Source organism: Neptunomonas sp., assembly GCF_041601355.1.
In the GTDB taxonomy this organism is placed as follows: Bacteria; Pseudomonadota; Gammaproteobacteria; order Pseudomonadales; family Balneatricaceae; genus Neptunomonas.
Genome location: NZ_JBFIIH010000071.1, coordinates 1 through 21,079 on the forward strand (window position 1 = coordinate 1; position 21,079 = coordinate 21,079).

The following is a 21,079-nucleotide window of genomic DNA, read 5'->3' on the forward strand; positions in this document are numbered from 1 at the left end:
GATTCGAAGGTGCGACCGCCTGGTTCGTAGCCAAGTACTCTATCCAGCTGAGCTACGGGCGCGCTAACACTAAAACAGTAAATCTTTACAACTTTTAAAACTTTTAAAACTTTTACAACTTTTACAACTTTTACAACTTCTTACAGTATCGATTTAAAAATCTAATGATCTTTAAATCGATTCACATCGTTGACTGGTGCGCCCGGCACGATTCGAACGTGCGACCGCCTGGTTCGTAGCCAAGTACTCTATCCAGCTGAGCTACGGGCGCAAATGGCGGTGAGAGAGGGATTCGAACCCTCGATAGAGTTTCCCCTATACGCCCTTAGCAGGGGCGCGCCTTCAGCCACTCGGCCATCTCACCTTGTCAACGGCGCGTACTATACAAGACTGATTTTAAAAAGAAAAGGAATAATTCTAAAAAAATCAATCTTGTGTTTCAGTACTGTCTTTTTCGCCTTCTTTTTCACGCTGAATACGATCGTAAATTTCTTCACGATGCACGGCTACATCTTTCGGTGCATTAACACCAATACGTACTTGATTACCTTTTACACCTAAAACAGTAACGGTGACTTCATCACCTACCATTAAGGTTTCACCAACGCGGCGAGTTAAAATTAACATGTTCGGATCTCCCAATCGTCCCTTAGATACCACCAGCCATTTCAGGCAGCATAAGCCACCCGATGATCACAAAGATCCGGCCGACTCTGTGAACTCATACTATAGACTAATTATGTACCGTCGTCATTCACTGACAGTATCTGCTTTGTCTAATTCGAACGCCGAATGCAGACCACGCACAGCTAATTCCAGGTATTTCTCTGCGATGACTACTGAAACTTTTATTTCTGACGTAGATATCATCTGGATATTAATATTTTCACTGGCCAATGAGTCGAACATTTTGCTGGCCACACCTGCGTGCGAACGCATACCCACTCCTACAATCGACACCTTAGCGATCTTATTGTTCCCTACGACTTCTCTGGCAGCAAGCTCAAGAGCGACCTTACGCAGTATCTCCTGGGCACGAACATAGTCGTTGCGGTGCACTGTAAAGGTAAAATCTGTGGTTTGATCCGCGGCAACGTTCTGCACGATCATATCAACTTCGATATTCGCACGGCTAATTGGCCCCAGAATTTTTGAGGCAACACCCGGGATATCCGGCACGCCCAACACAGTCAGTTTGGCTTCGTCACGGTTAAACGCGATTCCCGAAATAATTGGTTTTTCCACTGTATTCTCTTCCTCTATCGTAATCAGTGTTCCCGGGCCATCTTCAAAACTAGATAACACACGCAAAGGCACCTTGTACTTGCCTGCAAACTCGACAGCACGAATTTGCAATATTTTTGATCCCAGACTCGCCATCTCCAACATTTCTTCAAAGGTAATCTTCTCAAGACGCTGCGCGCCCTCAACCACTCTGGGATCCGTTGTATAGACGCCATCTACATCAGTATAGATCTGACACTCATCAGCCTTCAACGCTGCTGCCAGCGCCACACCGGTCGTATCAGAGCCTCCCCGACCCAAGGTTGTGATATTACCCTCAGCATCAGCACCCTGAAACCCAGCCACCACCACCACACGCCCGGCAGAAAGGTCAGCCTGTATACGCTCAACATCAATGTCCTGAATACGCGCTTTGGTATGTGCACTGTCGGTCAGAATACGCACCTGACTTCCTGTATATGAGCGCGCAGCAATGCCTCGTTTTTCCAGAGCCATACAAAGTAACGCAATAGTCACCTGCTCTCCGGTTGACAAGAGGACATCCATTTCACGTTGACTGGGCTCGTCCTGAATATCTTTTGCCAAAGCAATCAACCTATTTGTCTCACCGCTCATTGCCGAGACGGCTACTACCAAATCATGTCCTTGCTCACGAAATCGTTGCACTTTGTCTGCAACTGCTTCAATTCGTTCAACCGAACCAACCGAAGTCCCACCATATTTCTGTACAAATAGAGCCATGCCTATCAGCCTCCATCAGCTATCTTAGTAGCCCTATATATTTGCTATCAACTCTTTAACGCTTCCAAGCACAGCAGGTAATGCAGCACAATCCACACCTCCACCCTGCGCAAAATCCGGACGACCACCGCCCTTACCACCCAGCTTAGCGGTCAGCTCACGCACCAGGTCACCCGCCTTAACCCGACCGGTCAGATCCTTGGTAACCCCTGCCGCCAAACTGATTTTTCCTTCACTCTCTGTAGCCAACACTACAACAGCTGACCCCAGCTTATTTTTCAATTGATCTACGGTATCGCGTAACGCCTTAGGATCAGCACCTTGCAGATTTTCAACGAGTAATTTAACACCGTTAATCTCAATAGCTTTTTCAACAAGATCGCCACTTTTTGCCGATGTTAGCATCATAGCCAAACGTTCTATCTCTTTTTCGAGCTGACGATTACGCTCAGATAAAGCGCGCACTTTATCGACAACGCTATCTCGTGAACCTTTAACCAACGCAGAGATTTCTGTCAGACTATTCTCATTAGCCGCCACATATGCCAGAGCGCCCTGCCCTGTCACCGCTTCAATACGACGTACTCCCGCAGCAATCCCTCCTTCCGAAACGATCTGCATCAGGCCTATATCACCGGCTCTCTGTGCATGAGTACCACCGCACAGCTCAATAGAGAAGCCATCGGCCATGGAAAGCACACGTACCTGATCGTCGTATTTCTCACCAAACAGCGCCATCGCACCACTCTGCCTGGCCTGCTCCATATCCATCACATCCGTTTTTATTTCGGCATTGGCTAATATCTGAGCATTTACAATCGACTCCACCTGTTTCAGCTCATCAGCCGTCAGGGCTTCAAAGTGAGCAAAGTCAAAGCGAAGACGCTCGGGATCTACTAAAGAGCCCTTTTGCTGAACATGCTCACCGAGTACAGATCTCAATGCCGCATGCAACAGATGCGTTGCCGAATGGTTGCAGGCTGTAGCCCGCCTTGCCTGCTCATCTATCTGCGCAAAAACTTTATCGCCGACAGATAAAACACCTTCAACCAGCTCGCCATGATGCAGGTGGCTTTTCGCTTCTTTGGTGCAATCTTTTACCAAGAACTGCCCCTGATCCCAGCTTAAATGGCCTCGATCACCTACCTGACCACCGGATTCGCCGTAAAAAGGCGTATGGTCCAATACCACAATACCACTCTGACCAGCGCTGAGCTGGTGTACCGCCTCACCTTCGACAAAAAGAGAGACGACTTCTGCACCGCCCTCCAGATGCTCATAACCGATAAATTCGGTCACACCATTCAAATCAAGCTTATCGTTGTAATCAACTGCAAAGCCGCCTGATGCCCTGGCACGCTGACGCTGCTGTTCCATCGCCAGCTCAAAACCATCCATATCAAGGGTAAGCTGATGTTCACGGGCAACATCAGCTGTTAAATCAGCCGGGAAACCGTAGGTATCATATAATTTAAAAACAGTTTCACCAGAGATAACATCCCCTTCAAGACCGCTGATTTCTTCAGTCAGCAGACGCATACCATTATCCAGCGTCTTAGCAAACTGCTGTTCTTCTTTTAGCAGAACACGTTCAATCTGTTCCTGCATTTTTCCAAGCTCAGGATAAGCATCACCCATCTCCTTGACCAATGCAGCCACTAGCGTGTTGAAAAAAGGCTCTTTTGTGCCGAGCTTATTACCATGACGAATAGCGCGACGAATGATTCGACGCAATACATAGCCACGCCCTTCATTCGACGGCGTTACTCCGTCAGTAATCAAAAACGAGCATGAGCGAATATGGTCAGCAATAACCCGTAATGATTTATTATCCAGATCATTTGTTTTCACTGCAGCCGCGGTTGCTTTCAGCAAACGCTGAAACAAATCGATTTCATAATTACTGTGCACACCCTGCATAACTGCGGCGATACGTTCAAGCCCCATACCGGTATCAACAGACGGGCGTGGTAACGCAACCATCTCTCCATCGGCACTGCGGTTATACTGCATAAAAACGACGTTCCAGATTTCAATATAGCGATCGCCATCTTCATCAGGACTGCCTGGCGGCCCACCAAATACTTCTTCACCATGATCAAAAAATATTTCAGTACAAGGACCGCATGGACCGGTATCACCCATTGCCCAGAAATTATCTTCATCAAGTTTAGAAAAACGTTCCGGATCTACACCAATTTCTTCTTTCCAGATACGTTCTGCTTCATCATCTGAATGATGCACTGTGATCCAGAGCTTGTCTTTTGGCAGCCCCATAACCTCAGTCAGAAACACCCAGGCAAAACGAATAGCTTCAGGTTTGAAATAATCACCAAAGCTGAAATTCCCCATCATCTCGAAAAAAGTATGATGGCGCGCTGTATAACCTACATTTTCAAGATCATTATGTTTACCACCAGCGCGGACACAACGCTGAGCTGTAGTCGCACGACTGTAAGAGCGCTTATCATCTCCCAGGAATACATCTTTGAACTGCACCATACCGGCATTGGTAAACAGCAGAGTGGGGTCATTCGCAGGAATAAGAGAGCTGGACGCTACTATTTCATGCCCTTGTTTGTTGAAATAATCCAGGAAAGCCTGGCGAATCTCGGCACTTGTCATGTATTTCATATGGATGAATCGTTCCGCTGGCTGGTTACAATACTTTAAAAAGCCCAATTTCTGAGCGATTTAAAAGAAAATCACATGTAAAATGGCGAACAAGTATATATCGCAGCCGGAATTTGTTCGAATCTTTTTGTCAATAGATGATGAGATGTAAAGCAGAAATTAGTCTATTCTATGTCACTATTCACAGATTCAATCGCATATTTAGCCTGTTCGTAACTAAAACCGCGACTTAACAAATAGCGCATCCGTTTTTCGTAAAGCTTTCTATCCTGTGTATCAACCCCCTCTTTAAACTTTCGCTGGCATAAGCTCGCCGCCAGCTCGAACCAATCAGGTGCTTGCTCCCGGATACAGTCTTTCAATAAGGTTTCGCTTAACCCTTTACGCTTGCCGTCCTGCAATATCCTTAACAAACCATAGCCCTGGCCAGCCTTACTTCTGACCAACATCTCTGCAAAACGCTGATCACTTTGGTAGCCATTGGCCTGGCATTGATCTAATACGCTTGCTAGCTCCACTGCATCATATTTATCACGATACTTATGTTCAATTTCTGCCCGGCTATACTCTCTTCGTGCTAATAGTGAGATAACAGCAGATCTGATTTCTGCTTCGCTTTCCATCTTTTCCTCCATAAAAAAAGGCCGTATAAACGGCCTTTTATCAGATAGCTCAATTTTACAATCCAGCTTTACAGATCTAGCTGTTCAGCATCTTTTTTTTCTTCCCGGACAACTACCTGAACGCTAAGCAACTTCTCACGAAGCGCCAGCTCAATCGCTTCAGCTGCTTCAGGATGCTCACTCAGATATTTAGCAGCATTTGCCTTACCCTGACCAATTTTATCTCCGTTATAGGCATACCATGCTCCGGCTTTATCAACCAGGCCATTTTGCACACCTAAGTCGACAATCTCGCCCATACGGTAGATGCCCTGCCCATATAAAATCTGAAATTCAGCCTGCTTAAAGGGCGGAGAGACTTTATTTTTAACGACCTTAACACGGGTTTCGTTGCCGATAATTTCATCGCCCTGCTTAACAGCGCCAATGCGACGGATATCTAAACGTACAGATGCATAGAACTTAAGCGCGTTACCACCGGTTGTGGTTTCCGGAGAACCAAACATCACACCAATTTTCATACGAATCTGGTTGATGAAGATCAACAGGCAATTTGAACTTTTCACATGGCCTGTCATTTTACGCAGCGCCTGCGACATCAGACGTGCCTGCAAGCCCATGTGCGAGTCACCCATCTCACCTTCAATCTCAGCTTTAGGGGTTAGCGCAGCAACTGAGTCAACGACGATCACGTCAACGGCATTGGAGCGAACCAGCATGTCACAAATTTCCAGCGCCTGCTCACCGGTATCCGGCTGTGATACCAGCAACTCATCAACATTTACGCCGAGTTTTTCGGCATAATTGGGATCAAGCGCATGCTCAGCATCCACAAACGCACAGGTTTTACCCTGTTTTTGCGCTTCAGCAATCACTTGCAATGTAAGGGTGGTTTTACCAGAAGACTCAGGCCCATAGATCTCTACAACACGGCCATAGGGAAGACCACCTATGCCCAAAGCAACATCTAAACCTAATGAGCCAGTAGAGACAGACGGGATTGCTTCACGCGGCTGATCTCCCATGCGCATAACAGCGCCTTTACCGAATTGACGTTCAATTTGTGATAAAGCGGCATCAAGCGCTTTTTTTCTGTTATCGTCCATATTCAACCCTTTACACTGCCTGACAATAATACTGTATGTATGGACAGTATATTACGACATCTCTGTGTAATTGCAAGTATCTTATTCACTTCTCCGGGACTTCTGAAAAAGAGCTATCAACAGAGCCGTAAATAACAGTTGTGCAGAACAGCTATTGGAGGGCTAGGGTGAAGTTTTATGAAAAGCGCTCTGCAGGCAGTCAAGCACACCTTCAAGCGCTTTTTGAACACTCTGTTGCCTGACACTCTCTCTGTTGCCATCAAATTTGTTCACCAGAGTTACTGTGGGTTTCCCCTGCATTGCCCAGGCAAGCCATACAGTACCCACTGGCTTTGCTGCGCTACCGCCGCCGGGTCCTGCCACACCACTGACAGCAACGGCAATATCCGCTCCACTTTTTTGCAACGCGCCTTCCGCCATCTGTATCACAACCTGCTCACTGACAGCACCGTATGTTTCAATAACCGCAGCTTCGACACCTAACATTGTATGCTTAGCTCTGTTCGAATAGGTTACAAATCCACACTCAAGCCAAGCCGAACTCCCGGCTACAGCAGTGACTTCCTGAGCGATCCAGCCGCCGGTACAAGACTCGGCTGTCGCCATTCTCATACCACGCAACTCCAGCTCCCGGCCTACTTTTTCCGCGATATCCAACATTCAGCTCACCTGCTTTTAACTTATTTATCAGCTTGCTTTTCAGCCCTGCATTTCACTGAGCAATGCGGCTTTACAGCGTTTAATGTCAGTAAAATCTAGTGGTATTATTGCGTAGCGACAGACACGGATACAATCCCTTGCTCACATAAAAAAAGGGGAGCAACGCTCCCCCAAAAAGATGACCGTAAAGATCAGACCCGGAGACTTAACAAACCAACTAACGGACTAGCTGACCAGCAGCCCTTCTTGCTTAACTAACAGCCCTTCTTTCTTAACAAACAGATAAGTTTCATCCAGCGCTTTACTAAATTTTTCGACCATTTCATCGATCTGCGCTTCTGTCACAATCAAGGGAGGACAAAAAGCAATAGACGACCCTGCTACTGCACGCGTAATCATGCCGTGGTTCTGACACGCCTGTTGAGCAAATGCCCCAACCACACCACCGTTAAACGCCTGACCGGTTTGTTTGTTAGCAACCAGTTCAACGGCGGCGATCATGCCTTTACCACGCACTTCACCTACCAGCGGATGCTCACAAAATTCTCTGAGTCGCTTCTGCATATACTCACCCAGCACTGCAGCTCTGGCGAACATGTGATCCCGTTCGTAGATTTCCAATGTTTTCAGCGCAACAGCACATGCCACCGGGTGTCCGGAGTAGGTATACCCATGCCCAAAAACACCGACCGACGCACTTTGTTCAATCATCGCTTCATACATATCTCCGCGTATAACAGAGGCACTGATAGGCATATAAGCCGATGAAAGCTGTTTAGCTAACGTCATCATCGCGGGCTTTTTAATTCCCATGGTTGTACAACCGAAATCATTGCCGGTACGGCCAAATCCGGTGATCACTTCATCAGCCCAGAAAAGAATACCGTACTTATTCAGTATCGCCTGCACTTGTTCATAATAGCCTTCTGGCGGCACGATCACGCCGCTGGCACCGGTAATCGGCTCAGCGATAAAGGCGGCGATTGTGTCAGCACCTTCCTGTAAAATCAGTTGCTCCAGATTGTTAGTGATACGATCAACAAACTGCTGCTCACTTTCATTAGGAAGCGCACCTCGATAGTAATGAGGGGCATCCGTACGCAAAACGCCCAGCGCGTCAAACGGCAGGTCAAAATGTTGATGGTTAGGCGGCAAACCTGTCAGTGAGGCAGCCGCGACTGTTACGCCATGATACGAGCGCTCACGTGAAATAATCTTGAACTTCTCAGGCTTACCAATCGCATTAAAATAATAGCGAAGCATTTTGATATGCGTATCGTTAGCGTCACTGCCCGAGTTACCAAAAAAGACCTTCGCATTTTCAACAGGCACCATCGCAGACAGCTTTTCAGCAAGGTCCATACCTACCTGATGCGTCTTGCCGCCAAACATGTGTGAAAAAGACAGCTTACTCATCTGCTCACTGGCCGTTTCTATCAACTCACGGTTGTTATAACCCAACGAGGTACACCACAGACCTGCCAGTGCTTCCAGATATTGCTTACCATTGCTGTCGTATACGTAAGCCCCCTCTCCACGCTCAATCGTCAGAGTCTGGGTCGCTTTAAAATTAGTAGTCGGGTAAATAATTTGACTCATCACATGTCTCCTTTAAACATCATATCGATTATATCGCTGTAAAGTTGGTACAGGATTGCGCCACACGCGCCATCATTCGCATGAAGTTTTAGCGGTTCAGACCGCCTATACAAATATATTTAGTTTCCAGATAATCGTCCAAGCCATATTTGGAGCCTTCACGCCCCTGACCAGACTCTTTCATACCGCCAAAAGGGATCACTTCAGAGCTGATAGCCGTTTCATTCACACCAACCATGCCATAATCAATACCTTCTGAAACCCGCCAGACACGCCCCATATTTTCAGTATAGAGGTACGCTGCCAAACCAAATTGAGTGTCATTGGCCATGGCTATCGCCTGCTCTTCACTACTGAATTTAAATACCGGTGCGACCGGGCCAAAGATCTCTTCACGGAAAACGCGCATCTTATCTGTCACATTAGTCAGAATAGTAGGCTCATAGAAGCAGGCACCTTGCGAACCAGGCTGGCCGCCGAGTACAACCGTAGCACCCTCGGCAACAGCACTTTGCACTTTAGCGTGAATTTCAGTTGCTGCCTTCTCTGTAATAACCGGGCCATGAGTAGAATCCGCGTCCATACCATTACCTACCCGAAAGCCTTTTACTGCCGCCGCAAACTTCTCAATGAAGGCGTCATAAATACCTTCCTGTACCAGAATACGGTTGGCACAAATGCAGGTTTGGCCTGAATTGCGGTATTTAGCCACCAATACACCCGCCACCGCAGCATCCAGATCAGCATCATCAAAAATAATAACAGGCGCATTACCACCTAACTCCATAGAGGTACGCTTGACTGTATCAGCACACTGCTTCATCAGTAATTTACCAACAGGAGTCGAACCGGTAAACGTCACTTTTTTAACGATGGTATTTGATGTCATCTCACCACCAATCGCCTGCGCATTACTACCCGGCAACACACTAAACAATCCCGCAGGCAATCCCGCACGATCGGCCAACTCAACCAGCGCTAACGCAGACAAAGGCGTTTCAGCGGCAGGTTTTAAAACCATTGCACAACCGACGGCGAGTGCGGGGGCCACCTTGCGGGCAATCATGGCATTGGGGAAATTCCATGGCGTAATGGCGGCGACAACACCAACAGGCTGCTTAACTACAACACCGCGGCGATCAGGCGTACTTGGGATGATATCGCCATAAACACGCTTACCTTCTTCGGCAAACCACTTGATAAATGAAGCGCCGTAAGCCACTTCACCCCGCGATTCAAATAATGGTTTACCCTGCTCAGCGGTCATTAAAACAGCCAGGTCTTCTTGATTATCAATAATCAGGTTATACCAGCGCTCCAGCAATTCTGAACGTGTTTTAGCAGGTAACGCTTTCCAGGAAACCATCGCTTTTTCAGCAGCGATAATTGCACGGCGCGTTTCATCGGCACCGACGCTGGCCACATCAGCCAGATGCTCACCCGTTGCAGGGTTAGTCACCGCAAAGGTTTCGCCTTTATCAGCGTCCACCCACTGACCATCGATATAAGCCTGTGTTTTAAGCAAAGTGGAATCATTTAATTGAATTGTCATGCAGTTCTCTCCGGCTATAAACAGCTTAAAATCGCGCTATCTATTTATGTTGAGTAGTTATAGATCAGTTTATCTTTGGGTTATATAATCATTTCCATACATTTACATTTGAATATACAAATGTAAACATCTTCTATTACTCTGCCTGAGGTCGCCAGGCCTCATGAAATTGATCGTAACTATGGTTTTCAGGTTTTTAACGAAATAAATCCTAACAATAAATACTACATATGGGTCGTAAAAATGGGTCGTAAAAAAGTAGCGCTTTCCAGGCAACTCGCCGATATCGACTTGCGCTTACTCAGGGTATTCAAAGCAGTCGTAGATGCCGGTGGTTTTACCGCAGCGGAGATTCGTTTGAATCTTGCCAACTCCACCATCTCAAACTACATTTCAGATTTGGAGACCCGCCTGGATATGCGCCTCTGTGATCGTGGTCGCGGCGGCTTCAGCCTGACCGATCATGGACAGGTTGTTTACAATGCTACGCTGGATCTACTCGATGCTATCGAGCAATTTGGCCAGCGCGTTAACCATGCACACAATCGCATCTTCGGACATCTACATCTTGGTTTTGCAGAACATATGTTAGGCGTTCACAACTCATGCATTATCGACGCCATGCGCAGCTTTGCCGAACAAGCCCCCGATGTGCGTCTGCAAATAAGCACAATGGGATCGGATGAGGTCACAACGGCCGTGCTGGGCAAGCAAGTCGACATCGGCATTACTGTTTTGCCACAGAATTATCTCGAACTGGAAACTCTGACACTGTTCGAAGAAGAGATGCTGCTTTATTGCGCAGAAAGACACCCCCTTTATAAAAAAGAATGTGCCGACATCTCCCCACAAGAACTACAACAGTATAAATTTGTTGAATCACCCCGGCTAATGCCAGGCAGGGAGTTCCACCCAGACATGAAGCTCTGGAACAAACAGGCTAAAGCTCACCACCAGGAAGCCAGAGCGACCTTAATCCTCAGCGGCAACTATCTGGGCATCCTGCCGCGTCATTTAGTCAGTAATTGGGGGCTGACAGATCAGATGCGACCACTGCTTACTGACACTTATGCCTACACAAACACCTTTACGGCGATCAGGCGCAAAAAAAACAGTAACGAGATTATCAGCACTATTTTCTATAAGTGTCTGCAGCAGTCCATTAACAGCAATCACCTCACCTGACCTACCAATAGCGGCACCCTTTATTTACATCACTGATCACGTATAACAAATACCGAACAATCAGCATGGCGCACCACTTTTTCTGCCGTATTACCCAGAAAGTAACTGGCAATACCCGGCCGCTTCGCCATCATCAGAATAGCATCTGATTGCTGCAACTTAGCCTCTTCTATGATGTGGTCATGTGCAGCTCCCTGGCGGATGTGAATCACACAGGTCACATGTGCAGGCGCAAAAGTTTGAATAAGATACTCAAGCCGCGCCGTGGCATCTTTTTTATGTTCAGCGTAGGTTTTATTATCCAGATAAGGATAGCTACCCTGATGTATTAAGCTCTGGTCCACATACAGCAGATCGATTTGTGCTTTGTTGCTACCGATGAGCAATACCGCCGCTGCCATCAATCGGGAAAACTGTTCTTCATGGGCCAGGTCGACTGGAATTAAAATATTTTTAAACATTATTTTTCCTTTTTAACCCATTACTTTGTTGGGCAACCAAAGCACTATTTCAGGAAAGATCATACATAGAATCAGGACCACTAAATTAAGCATAATAAATGGTGTAACTGATTTATAAATATCCCCCATGCCCACACCCGGCGGAGCGATACCTTTAAGATAGAACAATGCAAATCCATACGGAGGCGTCTGTACCGCAATCAGAATATTGATGATCATCAATACACCAAACCAGATAGGGTCATAACCCAGAGACACGGCGATCGGAGTAAACAGCGGCGCGCACATCAAGACGATAATAAACTCATCGATGATAAAGCCCAGCAGTAACATAATGAGCTGAAACATGATGATGATCATAATCGGAGGCAGATCCAGCCCGCCGGTAAACTCGGCCACCATGCTCTGAACCCCCATCAGCAGATGAAAGTTACTGAATACTGAAGCGCCAAAAATTATCCACATCGCAACACTGACTAAAATAGCAGTCTGCAAGCCTGCCGCCTGGAACATTTCCATTTTGAAACGTTTGAAAAGAATCGCCAGCAAAATAGCACCTACGACACCGATAGCTCCCGACTCGGTGGGTGTAGCGATACCTGTAATGATACTACCCAATACCGCCACGATAAGCAGAATCGCAAAAAAACCATCACGCGCAGTTCTGAATTTTTGTTTTGCGCTCACCGGAGCGATGTCATCTTGTTCTTCTAACAGAGGCGCACGCTTTGGATTAAGACGGCAACTGATAATCACGTAGGCGATTAACAGACATATCATCAATAGCGCAGGAACCATTGCACCTAAAAACATCCGCCCTACAGAGTTTTGCGTTGATGCCGCAAACATGATCATAGGAATACTGGGTGGAATCAAAATACCGAGACCACCACCCGCCATTATCACACCTAAAGCCAGGCGTTTGTCATAGCCACGCTCAAGCATTGGCCGAAGCGCAATACTGCCAGATGTCATAATGCCGGCACCGATAATACCGACCATGGCACCGATCATTGAGCAGACTACGATTACGCTGATCGCCAGTGAGCCTCTGACTTTACCAATCAGCATCTGACTCGCATTAAACATGGCATCACCGATGCCCGACTTTGTCAGCAATTGACCCATATAAATATAAAGCGGGATAGCCAACAGAATAAAACTGAAATAGGTTGCTTCAAGTGTTGAGGGAATAACGTTATAGATCCCGTCGCCCCAGGTCATATATCCGATAACCATGGCGATACCGCCCAGCGCCAAACCTACCGGCGCACCTAATGCAAAAAATATCAGGATACAAAACAACAAAACGCCAGTTAATAACTCAATTCCCATCATCATTCTCCTGCTCAATTAGCCTCTGACCGGTAAACAGGTAATACAGATCAAGCAGCATATCGCGACCCAGCTGAGCCATAAAAAGACCACAGGCAATAACCATCATCACCCAGAAATGGTACATAGGTGGCGCCCACTCACTTTGACGGCGATAATCAAATTCAATAGCTTCTTCATATTTACCAAGACTCATATTGATAATGACCAGTAAAAAGAAAATACCAAGAGAGAAAGAGATCAGATTGAACACACAGCGGGTTTTATGGGAGACGCTCAGATAGAGAATATCAACGTTAATATGTGCCCGCTTTTGCTGAGCATATGCGCCACCTAATGCGGCAATATAACCAAACAAAAACAAAGAGAAATCAAAAGCCCAGACAGTAGGCTTACCAAGAAAATAGCGCGAGAAGACTTCGAATGCGACGACAAAAGCCAAAATAGGCATCAAGTAGGAGGCTGCTTTACCTGTCAGCATAACGACAACGTCAATACTGCGGCATACACCCCTTAAGAAAGTTGCAACCATGAGTACACCTGCTAAATAAAAAGAGGTGGAAAACCACCCCTTTCAATGTTGAGACGAATTACTGATTCTTTCTCAGAATATCGATCAGCTGCTTACTGTATTTATCTTGTTCAGCATACTCATCCCACAAGCCAGCACCGGCATCCGCCCACGCTTTTTTATCAGCATCACTCGGCTCAGGGCTCCACAACAGTCCTTTAGCTTCCATTTCTGCAACCGCTTCAGCTTCCCATGTTTTAGATTTGGTTAACTGCTCCTGTGCATGATTTTCTGTCGCTTTTTGCACAACAGCCTGCAAGTCTTCTGGTAACTTTTTCCAGGCACCACGATTTACAACGATCGGTAACACCTGAGCACCGGCCAGAGGCAGACGGTACATATACTTAGCGACTTCTACATGGTTACCATCACGATGGTCGATCATGTTGCTGCCGATAGAACCATCAATAACACCGGTTGCCAAGCTGGTATAAATTTCACTCCAGGCCAACGATACCGGTGATGCTCCCAGGTTACGCAGGAATTTACCATAAGCACCCGGTGCACGAATTTTCAAACCCTGGAAATCAGCTACTGAATTGATTGGGTTCTTAGTGATGATATATACCGGTGGCTGGATGTACGGTTCAAGCCACACCATACCCTGGGAACCATAAGCCTGCTTAAGGACAGCGTCCCAACCCTGATCGTGGAACAAGGCATTCAGTTTTACAGGATCATCTGTACCGCCCGGCAAACCAATTTCTACTACACCCGCCGGAAGTTCACCAGCATGCATTGATTGAAAAGGCGCACCCATTGTGATCAGTCCGGATTTTACTGCTCCCAGCAAGCCTGCAGTCCCGACACCTTCACCTGAGTAAAGCACCTGCACTGCAATCCGACCATCAGACATAGTCTCGATATCTTTAGCCAGACCTTCATACAACTCACCAAAAGCTGTACCACGGCCATACAGGTTGCTGAAACGCCAGTTATGTTCAGCGGCTGCTACATCGGCAGCAACACCCAAACCCAGCGTCATCAGCAATGCTGTTGCTGAAAGCTTTTTCTTTAAACTCTTTATTGTTTTAATCATCTAGTATTCATATAGCCAACTTAGAATCCAGGTTAAACCTGACGCTGTGCAAGCGTGGCAGATCAGGATTTTCACTGACCGATGAAGGTACCGTTATCTATGACCAGACGTGTAAGCTACTTGAGCTGTTAGAAAGCTTTCGCCACACCATCCATAATCTCAGCACCAGCCCCTCCGGGCAGCTTAACATTGCCCTGAGCGACACCTTCAGTCTTGATCCGCGTTGCCGTCTTTCCGAAATAATCAAAGAGTTTTGCCAACAAGCCCCCGATGTAGAAATGACGACCAATGTTGAGCACATGGGGGATATGGAAAGAAAAGTACTTAATGATGAATTAGACATTGCCTTTATCCCTTACCATCGGCAGCTGGAAGGATTAAATTATATACATCTTTTTACCGATATTAATTATCTGTACTGCGGCCGGGATAACCCACTCTATGACCTATCTGAGGAGCAGCTCACCGAAGAGCTTCTTCATGGTTCCCGCATGGTGCATGCGGGCCTTAAACCTCATGAAGAAGTTTACCAGCAGCTATCCAGCATGCACCTTGCCGGAACGGCTTACCACTACGATTCACGCATTGCCATGGCCTTATCCGGGCAATATATTTGCTTTCTGCCCGAATCCGTTGCCGCCCCGCATATCAGTTCAGGTGATTTAAAAGCCATAGCGACCAAAAGCAAATTCTTTTCTTTAGGTGTTGCCGTCATCAGCAAAAAGTCGGCTCAGCCAAACCGTGCCAGAGACCTCTTTCTGAAAACGATTAACAACGTCTTTGTTGATGCCGAAACCGGCGCACCTTATTAAGCTCTTTGTATTCCCCTTCGGTCCAACTTCTGAGTATTTTACCCTTGCGTTATTTTCCTGTATGTCATTAATGACGCTTCAGCAAAACCAACAACCGACTAAAAATATCCCCTACTAGGTATATCAACAAAGATCACCTGCCAAGTATCTTAGCATTGTCGGCTACCTTACACTCAGCTACCGATCTACCCATCTGAAACACATTGATATTTTGGGTATTTACAGATTATTTCGTAGCCAAGCATCACCTGCTACCCGCAGGCCACATTACAGAGGTTTATTATGGCAGCACCATCTCATACCACGTCTTACTACGCCGCCTCGGCCAACGATAAGAATATACGCCCTACGCTTGAAGAGCAGATCAATGCTGACATCTGCATCATTGGTGCAGGTTATACAGGACTATCCACGGCGCTTCACTTGGCCGAAAGTGGTTTTAACGTTGTTGTACTGGAAGGAAGCCGCATTGGTTTTGGCGCATCGGGACGCAACGGCGGGCAGATCGTACATAGCTACAGCCGCGATATCGATTTTATTGAGAAACACTACGGAAAAAAAACCGGCACCGAAATGGGAAAAATGGCCTTTGAGGGCGGCAGAATTATTCGTAATTTTATCAGCAAATACAATATCCAATGTGACCTCAAAGAGGGCGGTATTTTCGCCGCGTGCAACACTAAGCAATTGCAAGAAATGGAAAGCAAGAAAGCGCTATGGGAAGCTCACGGGCATACCCAGCTAGAGATGCTGACGGCTGATAGCATCCAGGATCACATTGGTTCCAAACGTTATACAGGCGGTTTACTCGACAAAAGCGGCGGCCATTTTCATCCTTTAAACCTCGTCCTGGGTGAAGCTGCAGCGTTGGAATCACTCGGCGGTGTAATTTATGAAGACTCAAAGGTCACCCGTGTTGAAGAAGGTAGCAAGGTCAAAGTGCATACCGCCAAAGGATGCGTTACAGCTGACTTTGTCGTCGTCGCCGGCAATGCTTACCTCGGTGACCTGATACCCAAACTTGAGCAAAAAGCGATGCCATGTGGTTCTCAGGTTATTACCACCGCGCCTTTGAGCGAGGCTCAGCAAAAAGAGTTACTGCCCCGGGATAATTGCGTTGAAGACTGTAATTATCTTCTCGACTACTTCCGCCTGTCAGGCGATGGCCGCCTGATCTACGGTGGCGGTGTTACCTACGGCGCTCGCGAACCGGAGAAAATTGAGTCACTGATCGTACCGAATATGCTGAAAACCTTCCCTCAGCTAAAAGGGGTAAAAGTAGACTACGCCTGGACAGGTAATTTCCTACTCACCTTAATGCGTCTGCCGCAGTTTGGCCGCATCGGCAGCAATATCTATTACGCGCAGGGCTACAGCGGTCATGGCATCACCTCTTCTCATTTAGCCGGGAAAGTACTGTCTGATGCAATTCAGGGCCAGGCAGAACGCTACGATATCTTTGCCAGCTTGCCGCAATACCCATTCCCCGGTGGCCGAACATTCCGTATTCCCTATACCGCCATAGGTGCCTGGTATTACACAATGCGCGACAAATTTGGTGTCTGATTCGCCAGTAAAGCCGATACACCAAATCGCTTAACAACTATAAAAATATGACCAAGGTATTTTCATGAGTACAGAAATTGCTCAGCCAGGCATTGATAGCAGCACCACTGCTAACGCCACACAGCAGACAGTAGAGGGGGTTAACAGCCCGCAAAAGTGGCTGCTGTTTTATGGTGGAATTATGGCTTTTTTTGCCTATCTTTCCACGCAGCATGTGGAAGGCGAATCCTATGGATTTTATAGCCTGTTACCGGCACTTCTTATTCTGTTTGTCGCGGTGATTACCAAAAAACCGCTGGAGTCAATTTTTGCCGGTATTATCGCGGGACTTCTTCTGCTCGACCCCGGCAACCTGGTTAACGCTCTGGGCGACCTTTCAATCTCCGTAGTCATGAATGAAACTATCGCCTGGATTGTCCTGGTTTGCGGCATGATGGGAGGACTGATTAACATGCTGGAGCGCGGTGGCAGCGTCCTTAGCTTTGGTGAAATGCTGGCGGGGCGCATCAAAACCCGGCGAGGCACTATGTTAACCACCTGCGCACTCGGCATCATGGTATTTATCGATGATTACCTGAACTCGTTAGCGGTTTCAGCATCGATGAAACGCCTGACAGATCACTATAAAATATCCCGCGAGAAGCTGGCTTTTCTGGTTGACTCTACAGCCGCCCCTGTTTGTATCCTGGTGCCGGTATCAACATGGGCTGTCTACTTTGCAGCCCTGCTTGAGGAGAATGGCGCTACCCCTGCAGGCAACGGTATGTCACTGTATATCGAGTCAATTCCGTACATGGCATACGGCTGGTTAGCGCTGTTAGTTGTCTTTCTGGTCGCTGCGGGTATTCTCGGTGACTTCGGTGCGATGAAGCATGCCGAGAAACGTGCTCAGGCAGGCCAACCGATCCCTTGCGGTACTCTGCTCGACGGCTTCGACACCTCGAACATGAAGAAAACATCCTCGTTCGTCGGCCTGATCAACTTTTTATTACCGATGGCTGTCCTCGTGGCGGCCAGTGTCTACTACGATATTGATCTGTTACTCGGTGCACTGGTTGCTTCGATGTTTACAATGGTGATGTATTTCTGGCAACGCTTATTAACCTTCGGCCAATTAGTTGATTCTATGCTGGACGGCTTCAAGGTGATGCTGCATCCCATCGCTGTGGTATGCGCGGGTTTCATGGTCAAAGAGATCAACGATCAACTGGCAATGACACCCTATATCATTGACTCGCTCACACCTTATTTGTCCAAAGAGATGCTACCTGCTTTAGTCTTCGCCTCTATGGCTGCCGTGGTATTCGCGACGGGTTCCAGTTGGGGGGTCTTTGTGGTTTCTTTACCCATCGTAATCCCAATGGCTATCTCCTTTGATATGTCGATGCCGCTCACCGTTGGTGCACTACTCTCTGCCTCAGCCTTCGGTAGCCACGCCTGCTTCTTCAGCGATTCAACCGTACTCACGTCTCAGGGTTCCGGTTGCACACCCATGCAACATGCACTGACACAAATTCCGTACGCTCTGATCGCTGCGGCACTGGCGTTCACTTCATTGTTAATCATGGGCTTTGTCATGGCCTAACAGTCAAAAAGTCCAAAAAACAGAGACAACGCCTCTTTATCGTTATCCCATCAGCCGAAAAAGAGGCGTTTTTTAATACCCCCCAGCATACTTTCAAGCCCGCCATGACAATAACAATCAATACTGTTAACAATTCAGCATGGCCCGGGGTTATTAACGCAACAGCCGGGCTTTATGTAATGACTCCCGGTGATGATTGAAGGCTTAGAATTCAGAGATGAATAGATGAATAGATGAATAGATGAAAATTAGAGTTTCAGATTTGAAAAGCGGCTTATTCAACTGTATTAAGTTCGGTACAGAGCGCGTCCAGATCATTGATCTCACGACTCAGCTCGCGTGTAATATTAATCAGAAAAACCACAAAATCGGCTGGGAATTTTTCACAAACCTGATGAAATAACTCTGAAGTAATTTCCAGCAGGTAGGTCTGCTCTTCTGCAATCGCAAAGCCTCTGCGCTCATGCAGACCAATCATACCAACAAACCCGATCTGCTCTCCGGGTTTAAAACAACGAATATAAATTTTCTTATTCCCTTTGGGGCGTGAAAAGCTGACTAATCCGCTGAGTACCACATAGAACCGGGTGGAATCTTCGCCTGGCGAGAAGACGGTTTCGCCCGGAGTGTATTTGTTAATTTTTCCCTCGCTCAAAATGAACTCGAGAAAGGCTGGCGCCAATGCACCAAACATCGACAATTCCTGACAATAACTAACCGGAAAAATTGTATTAACATCTGAATAGGAGAAACACTGCATAATTAATCGCCAACCTTACACTAAATTATTGTTCATCAGCGTCGCAGCAGCGCCCAACCTCCTTGTTTAACACTCCACTTTTAAGCGACGAAAATGAATCTGCTTCATATAAATAAGACAACCATTTTCCGCATTTATATCCGCACGCATAAAGAATCATCAGCCCTTTGTTTGCATGCCAATATTGACAGTATGTTATTACCTGCTTAATGTTTACAAAAAACAAAGATAAGAAAGCTTCACATAAGTAAAAATTAACCAACTGCCATTAAAGAGCAACATCGTGAGCAAGATAAAACTTAAAGGACAGCTGAGCGATATCGATCTGCGCCTGCTGCGTATCTATAAAGTTGTGGTTGAAAGCGGTGGTTTTTCAGCGGCCGAAGTTGATCTCAATATCAGCCGTGCTGCTATCAGCATCGCCATGTCTGACCTTGAAAGTCGTTTGGGGTTCCGGCTTTGCCAACGCGGTCGCTCGGGTTTCTCACTTACTGAAGAAGGAGAGCAGATCTACCATTACACACTGCAGTTACTCTCCTCTATTGAAGACTTCCGCACCCAGGTAAACACTTTGCACACTCAACTCAAAGGGGAGCTTAATATCGGCATTACCGACAATCTGGTCACGATGCCACATATGCGCATCACTAACGCTTTATCTGCGCTAAAAACACAGGGCCCTGACGTCACTATCAATATCCGCATGGCCCCACCCAATGAGATAGAACTCGGCATCCTTGATGGTCGTCTGCACATTGGCATCGTGCCTGACTTGCGTGCGTTAGCCGGGCTGGAATATTTCCCGCTTTATCAGGAAGAGTCGCAGCTTTACTGTTCTAACGAGCATCCCTTATTTGCAATGACAGACAATAACATAGGCAAAATAAGCCTCTGGGATGCAGTCGTGCCTGCTTACGCGCAAACCCCTGAAATCAAAGCCTGCCACCAACAACTGACATCGACCGCCACCGCTACCGACAGAGAAGGGATCGCGTTTCTGATTCTTACCGGACGCTATATTGGCTATTTACCAGCGCATTTGGCTGCGCAGTGGGTACAGGCAGGTAGAATGCGTGCCCTACTACCTGAACAATATCATTATTCAACTCAGTTCTCTGCCATCTCGCGCAAAGGTGCGCGCTCCAATTTGGTACAACAAACCTTTCTTGAATACTTAACCTCAGAGCCTGCTTCTTTGTAAAAGAATAAATACGCACTCAAGCATAACGGACGTAAATATGACTCACATGCCTCCATTGCTTATGCAAATGCTTATGTTGAATAACCTTATCCATATAGTTGGCAGACTGTTGGTTCGCCTTGACTGATGAAAAACCAGATAGTCTGATATAAAACCGGGTGCTCTGATAAAAAGAAGCCATCTGAAATGATTCAGATGGCCTGCAAAGCTGGAGGTGATAACTAAGTAGAACAAGGAGCAGTAACCTACCCCCTTATGAACAACTAGCTCGGAAACGCGAAAGATACGCCTTCACGTACACCGCTTGAAGGCCAGCGCTGTGTAATCGTTTTACGTTTGGTGTAAAAACGTACCGCATCAGGGCCATAGGCATGCAGATCACCAAACAGTGAGCGCTTCCAGCC

At 46.9% G+C, this 21,079-nt stretch carries 18 protein-coding genes and 2 tRNA genes; 5 read left to right on the forward strand and 15 right to left on the reverse strand.

The features are described 5' to 3' along the window. Window positions 1-194: 194 nt before the first annotated feature. The 10 genes from ABY436_RS11995 to ABY436_RS12040 all read right to left on the reverse strand — a co-directional run bounded on the left by ABY436_RS11995 (window position 195) and on the right by ABY436_RS12040 (window position 10,160). Window positions 195-271: transfer RNA gene (locus ABY436_RS11995), tRNA-Arg, on the reverse strand. Window positions 272-274: 3 nt separating this feature from the next. Then, window positions 275-364: transfer RNA gene (locus ABY436_RS12000), tRNA-Ser, on the reverse strand. Between the two features lie 62 nt (window positions 365-426). Next, a complete protein-coding gene (csrA, locus tag ABY436_RS12005; RefSeq protein ID WP_372739206.1) occupies window positions 427-627 on the reverse strand; it encodes a carbon storage regulator CsrA in 201 nt (66 codons plus the stop codon). A 123-nt stretch (window positions 628-750) separates the two neighbouring features. Beyond that, window positions 751-1,986: an aspartate kinase gene (locus tag ABY436_RS12010; RefSeq protein WP_372739207.1), complete on the reverse strand. Its 1,236-nt coding sequence runs from the start codon at window positions 1,984-1,986 to the stop codon at window positions 751-753. Window positions 1,987-2,019: 33 nt separating this feature from the next. After that, complete coding sequence (gene alaS / locus ABY436_RS12015) at window positions 2,020-4,611, reverse strand: alanine--tRNA ligase (RefSeq protein WP_372739221.1); 2,592 nt, start codon at window positions 4,609-4,611, stop codon at window positions 2,020-2,022. A 173-nt stretch (window positions 4,612-4,784) separates the two neighbouring features. Then, window positions 4,785-5,243, reverse strand: a complete 459-nt coding sequence (locus ABY436_RS12020; protein WP_372739208.1) for a regulatory protein RecX — start codon at window positions 5,241-5,243, stop codon at window positions 4,785-4,787. Between the two features lie 68 nt (window positions 5,244-5,311). Continuing rightward, window positions 5,312-6,349 (reverse strand): recombinase RecA, encoded by a 1,038-nt coding sequence (gene recA, locus ABY436_RS12025; protein ID WP_372739209.1) that lies wholly within the window; start codon window positions 6,347-6,349, stop codon window positions 5,312-5,314. 162 nt (window positions 6,350-6,511) lie between these two features. Beyond that, the gene (locus ABY436_RS12030; protein WP_372739210.1) at window positions 6,512-7,009 is read right to left on the reverse strand and encodes a CinA family protein; all 498 of its coding nucleotides are present in this window, start codon (window positions 7,007-7,009) and stop codon (window positions 6,512-6,514) included. Window positions 7,010-7,234: 225 nt separating this feature from the next. Further along, window positions 7,235-8,608 carry an aminotransferase gene (locus tag ABY436_RS12035; protein WP_372739211.1) on the reverse strand — a complete coding sequence of 458 codons (1,374 nt, stop codon included), beginning with the start codon at window positions 8,606-8,608 and terminating at the stop codon, window positions 7,235-7,237. An 88-nt stretch (window positions 8,609-8,696) separates the two neighbouring features. Further along, entirely contained in the window at window positions 8,697-10,160 is a 1,464-nt protein-coding gene (locus ABY436_RS12040; RefSeq protein WP_372739212.1) for an NAD-dependent succinate-semialdehyde dehydrogenase, read from the reverse strand. A 243-nt stretch (window positions 10,161-10,403) separates the two neighbouring features. On the opposite strand from ABY436_RS12040, the gene ABY436_RS12045 reads away from it, so the two are divergent. Continuing rightward, window positions 10,404-11,345: a LysR family transcriptional regulator gene (locus tag ABY436_RS12045; protein ID WP_372739213.1), complete on the forward strand. Its 942-nt coding sequence runs from the start codon at window positions 10,404-10,406 to the stop codon at window positions 11,343-11,345. Window positions 11,346-11,374: 29 nt separating this feature from the next. On the opposite strand, the gene ABY436_RS12050 is transcribed toward ABY436_RS12045, so the two are convergent. From ABY436_RS12050 to ABY436_RS12065, 4 genes are read right to left on the reverse strand one after another with little or no spacing between them, the layout of a single operon-like run. Beyond that, window positions 11,375-11,806 carry a universal stress protein gene (locus ABY436_RS12050; RefSeq protein ID WP_372739214.1) on the reverse strand — a complete coding sequence of 144 codons (432 nt, stop codon included), beginning with the start codon at window positions 11,804-11,806 and terminating at the stop codon, window positions 11,375-11,377. 12 nt (window positions 11,807-11,818) lie between these two features. Beyond that, window positions 11,819-13,141, reverse strand: a complete 1,323-nt coding sequence (locus ABY436_RS12055) for a TRAP transporter large permease subunit (RefSeq protein ID WP_372739222.1) — start codon at window positions 13,139-13,141, stop codon at window positions 11,819-11,821. Continuing rightward, window positions 13,131-13,673 (reverse strand): TRAP transporter small permease subunit, encoded by a 543-nt coding sequence (locus tag ABY436_RS12060; RefSeq protein WP_372739215.1) that lies wholly within the window; start codon window positions 13,671-13,673, stop codon window positions 13,131-13,133. The genes ABY436_RS12055 and ABY436_RS12060 overlap by 11 nt, the downstream gene beginning before the upstream one ends. Window positions 13,674-13,731: 58 nt before the next feature. Beyond that, a complete protein-coding gene (locus ABY436_RS12065) occupies window positions 13,732-14,751 on the reverse strand; it encodes a TRAP transporter substrate-binding protein (RefSeq protein ID WP_372739216.1) in 1,020 nt (339 codons plus the stop codon). A gap of 149 nt (window positions 14,752-14,900) precedes the next feature. Here ABY436_RS12065 and ABY436_RS12070 point away from each other — a divergent pair, with 149 nt between their 5' ends. The 3 genes from ABY436_RS12070 (at window position 14,901) to ABY436_RS12080 (ending at window position 18,714) form a co-directional block, all read left to right on the forward strand. Next, a complete protein-coding gene (locus ABY436_RS12070; RefSeq protein ID WP_372739223.1) occupies window positions 14,901-15,563 on the forward strand; it encodes a substrate-binding domain-containing protein in 663 nt (220 codons plus the stop codon). 282 nt (window positions 15,564-15,845) lie between these two features. Next, the gene (locus ABY436_RS12075) at window positions 15,846-17,129 is read left to right on the forward strand and encodes an NAD(P)/FAD-dependent oxidoreductase (protein ID WP_372739217.1); all 1,284 of its coding nucleotides are present in this window, start codon (window positions 15,846-15,848) and stop codon (window positions 17,127-17,129) included. A gap of 64 nt (window positions 17,130-17,193) precedes the next feature. After that, the gene (locus tag ABY436_RS12080; protein WP_372739218.1) at window positions 17,194-18,714 is read left to right on the forward strand and encodes a Na+/H+ antiporter NhaC family protein; all 1,521 of its coding nucleotides are present in this window, start codon (window positions 17,194-17,196) and stop codon (window positions 18,712-18,714) included. Window positions 18,715-18,988: 274 nt separating this feature from the next. Here ABY436_RS12080 and ABY436_RS12085 read toward each other — a convergent pair whose 3' ends face one another. Next, window positions 18,989-19,408, reverse strand: a complete 420-nt coding sequence (locus ABY436_RS12085) for a Crp/Fnr family transcriptional regulator (protein WP_372739219.1) — start codon at window positions 19,406-19,408, stop codon at window positions 18,989-18,991. Between the two features lie 349 nt (window positions 19,409-19,757). Here ABY436_RS12085 and ABY436_RS12090 point away from each other — a divergent pair, with 349 nt between their 5' ends. After that, on the forward strand, window positions 19,758-20,675 hold the full coding sequence (locus tag ABY436_RS12090) for a LysR family transcriptional regulator (protein ID WP_372739220.1): 918 nt from the start codon (window positions 19,758-19,760) through the stop codon (window positions 20,673-20,675). Window positions 20,676-21,079 lie beyond the last annotated feature (404 nt).

Excerpts from the sequence above, each read along its gene's own strand:
- ABY436_RS12010 (WP_372739207.1), bottom strand. The coding sequence starts at position 1,986 with ATGGCTCTATTTGTACAGAAATATGGTGGGACTTCGGTTGGTTCGGTT.
- ABY436_RS12080 (WP_372739218.1), top strand. The coding sequence starts at position 17,194 with ATGAGTACAGAAATTGCTCAGCCAGGCATTGATAGCAGCACCACTGCT.
- ABY436_RS12065 (WP_372739216.1), bottom strand. The coding sequence starts at position 14,751 with ATGATTAAAACAATAAAGAGTTTAAAGAAAAAGCTTTCAGCAACAGCA.
- ABY436_RS12085 (WP_372739219.1), bottom strand. The coding sequence starts at position 19,408 with ATGTTTGGTGCATTGGCGCCAGCCTTTCTCGAGTTCATTTTGAGCGAG.
- ABY436_RS12075 (WP_372739217.1), top strand. The coding sequence starts at position 15,846 with ATGGCAGCACCATCTCATACCACGTCTTACTACGCCGCCTCGGCCAAC.
- ABY436_RS12030 (WP_372739210.1), bottom strand. The coding sequence starts at position 7,009 with ATGTTGGATATCGCGGAAAAAGTAGGCCGGGAGCTGGAGTTGCGTGGT.
- csrA (WP_372739206.1), bottom strand. The coding sequence starts at position 627 with ATGTTAATTTTAACTCGCCGCGTTGGTGAAACCTTAATGGTAGGTGAT.
- ABY436_RS12020 (WP_372739208.1), bottom strand. The coding sequence starts at position 5,243 with ATGGAAAGCGAAGCAGAAATCAGATCTGCTGTTATCTCACTATTAGCA.
- ABY436_RS12060 (WP_372739215.1), bottom strand. The coding sequence starts at position 13,673 with ATGGTTGCAACTTTCTTAAGGGGTGTATGCCGCAGTATTGACGTTGTC.
- ABY436_RS12040 (WP_372739212.1), bottom strand. The coding sequence starts at position 10,160 with ATGACAATTCAATTAAATGATTCCACTTTGCTTAAAACACAGGCTTAT.
- ABY436_RS12050 (WP_372739214.1), bottom strand. The coding sequence starts at position 11,806 with ATGTTTAAAAATATTTTAATTCCAGTCGACCTGGCCCATGAAGAACAG.
- ABY436_RS12035 (WP_372739211.1), bottom strand. The coding sequence starts at position 8,608 with ATGAGTCAAATTATTTACCCGACTACTAATTTTAAAGCGACCCAGACT.
- recA (WP_372739209.1), bottom strand. The coding sequence starts at position 6,349 with ATGGACGATAACAGAAAAAAAGCGCTTGATGCCGCTTTATCACAAATT.
- ABY436_RS12055 (WP_372739222.1), bottom strand. The coding sequence starts at position 13,141 with ATGGGAATTGAGTTATTAACTGGCGTTTTGTTGTTTTGTATCCTGATA.
- ABY436_RS12045 (WP_372739213.1), top strand. The coding sequence starts at position 10,404 with ATGGGTCGTAAAAAAGTAGCGCTTTCCAGGCAACTCGCCGATATCGAC.
- alaS (WP_372739221.1), bottom strand. The coding sequence starts at position 4,611 with ATGACAAGTGCCGAGATTCGCCAGGCTTTCCTGGATTATTTCAACAAA.